At 70.5% G+C, this 7921-nt stretch carries 5 protein-coding genes and 1 pseudogene; 3 read left to right on the top strand and 3 right to left on the bottom strand.

All coding sequences use genetic code 11. The features are described 5' to 3' along the window. Positions 1-207, bottom strand: a pseudogene (locus HR086_RS42305) (hypothetical protein); the annotation flags it as partial. 259 nt (positions 208-466) lie between these two features. Between HR086_RS42305 and HR086_RS42300 the strand changes: the two are divergent. Next, positions 467-1999: a cell wall metabolism sensor histidine kinase WalK gene (locus HR086_RS42300; protein ID WP_141649041.1), complete on the top strand. Its 1533-nt coding sequence runs from the start codon at positions 467-469 to the stop codon at positions 1997-1999. Beyond that, complete coding sequence (locus tag HR086_RS42295; RefSeq protein WP_141649042.1) at positions 1996-2688, top strand: response regulator transcription factor; 693 nt, start codon at positions 1996-1998, stop codon at positions 2686-2688. Before HR086_RS42300 ends, HR086_RS42295 begins: the two co-directional genes overlap by 4 nt. Positions 2689-2703: 15 nt before the next feature. On the opposite strand, the gene HR086_RS42290 is transcribed toward HR086_RS42295, so the two are convergent. Next, on the bottom strand, positions 2704-3360 hold the full coding sequence (locus tag HR086_RS42290) for a bifunctional 2-polyprenyl-6-hydroxyphenol methylase/3-demethylubiquinol 3-O-methyltransferase UbiG (RefSeq protein WP_246137849.1): 657 nt from the start codon (positions 3358-3360) through the stop codon (positions 2704-2706). A 279-nt stretch (positions 3361-3639) separates the two neighbouring features. Between HR086_RS42290 and HR086_RS42285 the strand changes: the two genes are divergently transcribed. Next, positions 3640-5220, top strand: coding sequence for a hypothetical protein (locus HR086_RS42285; RefSeq protein WP_254626694.1), 1581 nt, complete (start codon positions 3640-3642; stop codon positions 5218-5220). Positions 5221-5298: 78 nt separating this feature from the next. Here the strand turns inward: HR086_RS42285 and HR086_RS42280 are convergent. Next, the coding region (locus HR086_RS42280) for an amidohydrolase family protein (RefSeq protein ID WP_217442173.1) at positions 5299-7921 on the bottom strand (2623 nt) is incomplete at its 5' end.

The raw sequence follows: 7921 nt of genomic DNA, 5'->3' as shown, positions 1-7921 counted from the left end.
CACCTTCACCTCACCCACCTTCTCCCCACGCGCGGTCTCCACCACCGCGAGCACCCCGGTGTCCGCGTCCACCACGTACAGGAAGGCATCATCCCGGCTGAGCGCCACCGAGCCCGACGCGTTGCTCCACCCGCCACCCGTCGACGAGTCCTCGCAAGCCATCAGCCCGAGCGCCGCCACCACACCGGCCAGAACGTGCCGTCTCATGAAGTGTCCTCCTCGCGGTTCCCGACGAGAATGCCGCCCACTGCTCTCATCGCTGGGAAATGCCGCGCCGTGTCGTGGAGGGGAAATGGCGCCCGGCCCTGGTCGCTCGCCGCCCCCACGAGCCGGCCATGCTTGCATCAGAAGGCCTCCGAAGTCGATTCCTTCCCCTCCCTGGGTGCGGGTGGCGAACAGTCGAGCCCCTCCGCCCGGGCGAAACGCCACGAGCGTGTAGCGCCGGGTGGGAGTAAAGGAGAGGGGCGTGTCCCGCTCCCCCTCCGTCATCCTCAGCTTCCGACGCACCTTCGCGCTGCTCATCATCCTGGTGGTGCTGCCGTCCGCGGGCCTGTCCGGCTTCGGCGTGGTGGCCATCATCAATGAGCGCGCCGCGGTGGAGAAGCGCCTGGAGTCCGCGTGGCGGGGCACGCTGGAGTCACTGTCCCAGGAGCTGCCCAAGGAGCTGTCCGCCGCGAAGCTCGCGGAGGAAGGCGGCAGGCTCCAGTTGCTTGCGCCGGATGGACGCATCCTGTCGGAGCCCGACGGCACCTTCCAGCTCGAGGGAGGCCGCACCTTCACGGAGGACCCGCTGCTGATGGAGGCCCTGGGCGCGGTCATGCCAGAAGTCGGGTCGCTGCCTGAAGTACCCACCGTCTTCTCGCTGTCCGCCGGAGGCCGCTCCGTCGTCGTGGTGGCCGAGCGCAAGGGCGACATCGTGCGCGGCGTGCGCCTGTCCGTGCGTGCCCTGGAGCTGCTGCTGACGGAGCGTGTGGAGCCCCGCGCGGTGTCCAGCGAGCCGGTGCGCTTCGCGCTGATGCCCGTGCCCCGCGAGAGCAGCGAGGGCGGCGGATTGATGGGCAAGCTGGTGTCGGAGGTGGCGCAGGCTCGCGCCAGCGCGCTGGGGCCGCAAGTGCTGGCCGAGCGCGTGCTGTCGCCTCCGCTTCAAGACTTCCGTCTGGTGGTGCTGCCCACCGGCGAGGACCCCGTCGCCCGGGCCTCCGCGCGCAACCGCGCCGTGTACGGCGTGCTGCTGGGGTTGTTCTACCTGACGCTGACGTTCGGAGTCGTCTACACGGGCCGCGTGCTCTACCGCGAGGCGCGGCTGTCGCGCATGAAGACGGACTTCGTGTCGCTGGTGAGCCACGAGCTGCGCACGCCGCTCACCTCCATCCGCATGTTCATCGAGACGCTCGCCCTGGGGCGGCTGAAGGACCCGGCGCAGATGCAGGAGGTGCTCACCCTGCTGACGCGAGAGACGGAGCGGCTGTCCGTCTTCATCGAGCGGGTGCTGGACTGGTCCCGCATCGAAGGCGGTCGCAAGGTGTACCAGCGCGAGCCAATGCCCGTCATGGACGTGGTGGACACGGCCGTGGCCGCCTTCCGCGCGCAGCGTCTGGAGGGCGGCGTGGACCTGAAGGTCGACGTGTCCGAGGGGCTGCCGCGCGTGGACGTGGACAAGGAAGCCGTCGCGGGAGCGCTGCTCAACCTGCTCCAGAATGCCTACAAGTACAGCGGGCCAACGAACCGACGCATCGAGCTGAGCGCACGCCGCTCGGGCCGATGGGTGGACCTGGCGGTGGAGGACAACGGCGTGGGAATCGCTCCGAAGGAACGCAAGCGCATCTTCGAGCGCTTCTACCGGGTGGACAATCTGCTGACCCGGAAGACGGAGGGAAGTGGGCTGGGGCTGGCCATCGCCCGGCGTATCATCGAGGCTCACGGCGGACGCATCGCCGTGAAGAGCGAGCCCGGCCGCGGCAGCCGGTTCACCATCCACCTGCCGGTGCAGAAGGCATGAGCGAGACGACCCGCCGCATCCTGGTGGTGGAGGATGACCTGTCCATCCTCGCCGGCCTGTCCATGAACCTGCGCTTCGAGGGCTACGAGGTGCTCCAGGCCCAGGACGGGCGCACGGGGCTCCAGCGCGCGCTGGACGAGGCCCCGGACCTCGTCGTGCTCGACTTGATGCTGCCGGAGCTCAACGGCTTCGAACTGCTCAAGGAGCTGCGCCAGCGCGGCCGGGACACCCCCGTCGTCGTGCTGTCCGCCAAGGGCATGGAGACGGACAAGATTCTGGGCCTCAACCTGGGCGCGGATGACTACGTGGTGAAGCCCTTCGGGCTCCAGGAGCTGCTGGCGCGAATCAAGGCCGTGCTGCGCCGGCGCTACCCGACGCTCGGGGCCGCGCCGCCGGTGACGTTCGGCGACGTCAGCGTGGACATGAACGCGCGCACGGTGGCCAAGGCCGGCACGCCGGTGGAGCTGACGGCGCAGGAGTTCAAGCTCCTGGCGCACTTCCTCGCGCACCCGGAGCGGACCTTCACCCGCGAGGAGCTGTTGTCCGGCGCGTGGGGCTACCACTACGAAGGCAGCGCGCGCACGGTGGACAACTTCATGCGCCAGCTGCGCCTCAAGTTCGAGCCGAACCCGGAGGAGCCCCGCCACTTCGTCACCGTGCGGGGCCTGGGCTACCGCTTCGAGAAGTGAGCACTCCGCCCGTGCTCACGGGCCGGCGACGCCGATGTGGCGCGAGTCTTCCAGGTCGAAGGGCTTGCCGTCGAAGCGGCCGTAGCGCTCGCGCGGGATGAAGCCCGCGCCGGTGAGGGCCGCGTCCAGCTCCTCCGGCGAGAAGTGCCGCAGCTTGAGGCGGCGGATGGGGCTGGGCACGCCCGGCTGCTTGCGCTCGCGCAGGTGGAGGGCGAACAGGGGCCGGCGCGGTTCCAGGCCCGCGTTGGGCTCCTCGTCATCGCGCGGCAGCACCGGCTCGCGGGGCGTGTTGAGCACGTCGTACACGAAGGTGCCCCCCGGGGTGAGGTGGTGGCGCACCGTGGAGAGGAACGCCTCCAGGTCATCATTGCCAGGCATCAGCCCCAGCGCGTGCTGCGGGGCGAGCACCAGTGGGAAATGTTCCTGAAGGCGGATGGAGCGCAGGTCCGCGACGAGGAAGCGGGCGCGGCTGGCGACCTCCGGAGGCTCCGAGGCGCGGCGCTCCTCGGCGGAGCGAATCATCACCTCCGAGGGGTCCACGCCCACGGCGGTGAAGCCGTGCTCGGCCAATGCCCAGACCACCCGGCCGTTGGCGGCGCCCAATACCAACACGGGCGCACCGTGCTCGGTCGCCTGGCGTGTGTAGAACAGGAGGTCCGGCTCCTGCCCCACCAAGGACAACGGTGTGCGACCGCGTGCGTCGTTCCCACCCATTTCCGGAAGGCACTAGCACGAATGAGGGGGTCTTCGGGACAGCGACTTTCCCAGACTGGGGATTGTGCTTCCCACTGGCTGTCCGGGACCGGACGGAGTCCCGCTTGGAACGGCAGCCAACCCTGGCATCGGCCTTGCGATGCAGAGGCCCCGGAAGGCTGCCCATCCGGGGCGGCCCAGGTTTTCGTGGGGTGAGTTCGGATGACGCGGGGATGGCGCTGGGCAGGAGCGCTCGTCATGGCGGGCGCGATGTGGACCGTGGTGGGCTGCGGCTCCAGCAAGAGCGGCGACGATTCGGAGCAGGACAACCCGGGCATGGATGACCCGGGCCCTCCGCCTGGACGCCCGGGCCCGCCGGAGGAGATCCCCGACGCGGGGACGCCAGACTCGGGCACGCCCACGGAGCCTCCCGACTCGGGCACGCCCACGGAGACGCCGGACTCGGGGACTCCGACAGACGGCGGCACTCCCACGGACGGCGGGACTCCGACGGACCCTCGCCAGGACGTGGAGATTCCGCCGCTGCCGACGCCCGCGGGCTGGCGCTTCTACGGCGCGGACCAGGGCGGCCCCGTCGCCGTCTACGGCGTGACGGCCGACGAGGGCGGCAACGTCTGGGTGGCCGGCGGCGAGGAGGGCCTGTTCCTGCTCAAGCGCGGCGCGGAGAGGCTCGTGCGCTACGGCATGGAGAACGGCCTGCGCCCCTACGGCTTCATGGCGGATGGCAGCACGCCCCCGGGGGCCAAGTACCTGAAGGTCATCTCCGTGGCGGGTGGAAAGTCTGGCACCGTCTTCGTGGGCTACGAGGGCATGCCGGGCAAGGGCTTCGAGCACTGCGAGAACAACTGGGACGGGCCGAGCCCGGACCCGGCGCGCTACAAGAGCGGTGACGCGGACAAGGTGATGCTGAACTCGGACGGCACGCTGGACGTGGTGCACTACGACATCTTCTCCGGCCCCAACGTGGTGGCGGCCGAGCCCCGAGGGCGCGAGAAGATCTGCAACGTGCTGCGCATCCGCTACGACAAGCACGCGCTGGGCAACAACAAGGCGAGCGTGTGGTTCGGCGGCAACCACGGCTTCGCGCGCGGCAACGCGGAGTTCGACGGCGCGCCCATGTGCAACGGCCAGCTCAACTGCTCCGGCGTCTTCGAGCACGTGCACCCGCACATCAACGCGTACAACGCGCAGGGCGGCGTGATTCTGCTGACGGACGCCTACTACGGCGTCGCGGTGGACCCGAGCGGCGACGTCTGGTTCGGCGGCTCGGACCGCACCACGCGCTTCCGCTACGGCACCAACGGCGGCAACTTCTGGCGCTCGCAGACGGGTTCGGAGAACGACAGCAGTAACAAGCTGGACCTGTGGCCGGACGCCAAGCCCGAGTACTCGAAGCCCAATGAGCGCGTGCCTGACAACATCTCCGGCGCGGTGGTGGCGCGTGACGGCACGGCGTGGCTGAGCTCGTTCGGCAACGGCCTGGTGCACATCGACGCGAATGGCACCGTGCTGGGCCACATGGGCGCGGGCTCGGGGCTGGTGGACAAGCACCTGTCCGCCATCGGCCTGGACCCGTCCGACGGCAGCATCTGGGTGGGCGCGTCGTGGGGCGGTGGCCTGTCGCGCCTCAAGGGAGGGAGCATCATCAACTACGGCCTGACGGACTTCGGCCGCAAGTACGGCATGTCCCGCATCAGCGACATCCAGGGAGATGCCTCGGGAGATGGCCGGCGGATGCTGGTGGGCTTCATGGGCTACCAGGACACCACCACGAAGAAGTGGGTGGCGGGCGCCATCGGCGTCTTCGAGGGCAACTAGCGCCCCCTGGGTCCATGGATTTGAACGCGGCGGCCGTCCTCACCTGGGGGCGGCCGCCGTCGTACGTCCAGGCCCGCGCTACTTCGCGGGCAGCACGCGGTGCTTCTCGAACAGGGCCTGCTGACGGCTGACGAGCGGCACCTGCCGCCCAGCCAGCCACATGCCCACGGGCCGCGACGCGGACTCCAGCGGGTCGCCGTTCCACAGCACCACGTCCGCCACCGCGCCGGGAGAAAGCTTCCCCACCGGCAGGCCGAACGCGTCCGCCACGCTGGAGGTCATCGCGCGCAGCGCATCCGTGTGCGGCAGGCCCCAGGCCACCGCGTTGCCCGCCTCCTGCGCCAGCGTGCGCACCATCGCGGGCTCGCCCAGCACGGAGAACAGCACCCTCACACCCGCGCGGCTCAGGAGCGCCGCGGAGTCCAGCCGGCTGTTGAGCCGGTCGAAGTCCATGGGCAGGTTCTGCGTGGGCTGGAGAATCACCGGCACCTTCGCCGCCGCCAGCTCCGGCGCCACCATCCACGCCTCGCTGCCTCCTGCGATGACGAGCTTGAGGTTGTACTCGCGCGAAAGCCCCAGCGCCGCCCGGATGTCCGACGCCTTCTGCGCCGTTACCACCACCGGCAACGTGCCAGCGAGCACCGGCTGGAGCGCCTCCAAATCCAGCCGGCTCGCCGCCACGTCCCGCATGCGCCGCTGCTCGAAGTCACCCTTGCGGCGGCCGTACTCACGCGCGTCGGAGAAGACCTCGCGCAGCCGCTCCAGCACCAGCGCGCGCGAGCCCGATACAGCATCCCGTCCGCCCATGCCCAGGTTGACGTGCATCGCCAGCGAAGCGCGGCGCACCGAGCCGTCCGTCGCCACGAAGGCGCTCTGCCCGGCCACCAGCCCTCCGTGCTGCACCGTCACCGCGCTGGTGACGCCGCCCAACCGCGTCACCGGGAACACCGCCGAGGCTGGATTGAGGCTGTCCGCCGACACCAACGCCGCGCGCACGTCCCGCTTCGCCGCGTCTCCGCGCAGGCCATCGTCCTGCGTCGACACCTCCGCGCCCACCTCCACCAACCCCAGCGAGGTGAGCGGGTCCACCAGGCCCGGCGTCAACAACCGCCCCTTGCCGTCCACCGTCCGGCAACCCACGGGGGGCGCGCCGCCCTCGCCCTGCGAGCGCACGCTCGACACCTTGCCGCCCTCCAGCACCACCGTGGCGCCCTTCACCCAGGCCGAGCCCGTGAAGGCCGTCACGCCCTGGAACACCGTGCACGCCTCCTGCCCCTGCGGCACCAGCTCCGCGCACGCGCGCTCCTTCGAGACATCGCAGCGCGCGACGAGGCCCAGGTCGGCCAGGGACGGCGTCGGCGCGGGAGCGGCCACCAGCTTCGCGGCGCTCGCCGCCAGCTCCCCCACCTCGAAGTCGCTCGCCTCCACCGCACCCGCGCCCGCGTCGAACGTCACCACGCCGTCCGCCCACACGCGCTGCGCCCTCGCATAGACGCTCAGCGGGTGGTTCTTCCACAGCACCACGTCCGCCATCTTCCCCGGCTCCAGCGAACCGGTGACACCCTCCACGCCCATCACCCACGCGGCGTTCAGCGTCACCCAGCGCAGCGCTTCTTCCTCGGGAATGGGGACGCCGGACTCCCGCGCCCGCCACATCGCCTTGCCGGCCTCCTGGTTCAGCCGCTGGATGCCAAAGCCCGAGTCCGAGTGGATGACGGCCTTGCCCCCCGCCTGCGACACCAGCCCGGCGTTCTCGGGGATTCCGTCCCACGCCTCCAGCTTGAAGCCCCACCAGTCCGCCCAGGTCGCGACGGCAACACCCTTCGCGGCCAGACTGTCGCGGACCTTGTAGGCCTCCAGCGCGTGGTGGAAGGCCCGAATCGAATAGCCGGCTTCCTCCGCCACCTGGAGCATCACCTCCATCTCGTCCGCGCGATAGCAGTGGTTCTGCACCAGGATGTTGCCGCGCAGCACCTCCGCCAGCGTCTCCAGCTTCAAGTCGCGCAGCGGCGCGGGGCCCGCGTCGTCCGGCGTCTTCTCCTTCTTCTTCGCCCACTCCTCCAGCTTGGACATGTACTCGCGGGCCTGGGCGAACGCCTGCCGGTAGCCCGCCACGTTGGCCATGCGGGTGGACGGCGCCACGTTGCGGCCCTCGCCGTAGACGCGCCGGGGGTTCTCACCACACGCCATCTTCAGCGCGTCCCTCGCGCCCGGGAAGCGGACTTCCGCCGCCGACCGTCCGAAGTGCAGCTTCACCGGGAAGCCCCGGCCACCAATCAGGTTGGCGCTACCTGGTAGCACCAGCAGCGCCGTGACTCCACCCGCCGCCGCGCGCCGCAGCCCCGGGTCCTGCGGCCAGAACGAGTGTTCGGCGGAGACCTCGGCCGTCACCGGCGCCGTGGCCTCGTTGCCATCGCCCGTGGAGAACGTCTCCGGCGTCGCGTAGACGCCCAGGTGGCTGTGGGCGTCGATGATGCCCGGGGTGACGTAGAGGCCGGTGCCATCCACCTCCTCCGCGCCCGAAGGTGTCGTCACCTCCGCGTTACGCCCCACCGCCGTCAGCTTGCCGTCCACCCAGGCCACCGCGCCATCCTCGATGGCCGGGCCGGTGGCGGGCATCACCGTGGCATGACGGACCACCACCGCGCGCGGCTGCTTCCAGACACGTGTCGGAGCGGGGGGCGCCAAAGAGGGGGTGGTG

The organism is Myxococcus sp. CA039A (genome assembly GCF_013336645.1).
Taxonomy (GTDB): domain Bacteria; phylum Myxococcota; class Myxococcia; order Myxococcales; family Myxococcaceae; genus Myxococcus; species Myxococcus llanfairpwllgwyngyllgogerychwyrndrobwllllantysiliogogogochensis.
Note: the sequence above shows the minus strand (reverse complement) of the source record. Positions and strands in the feature narration are given on the sequence as shown.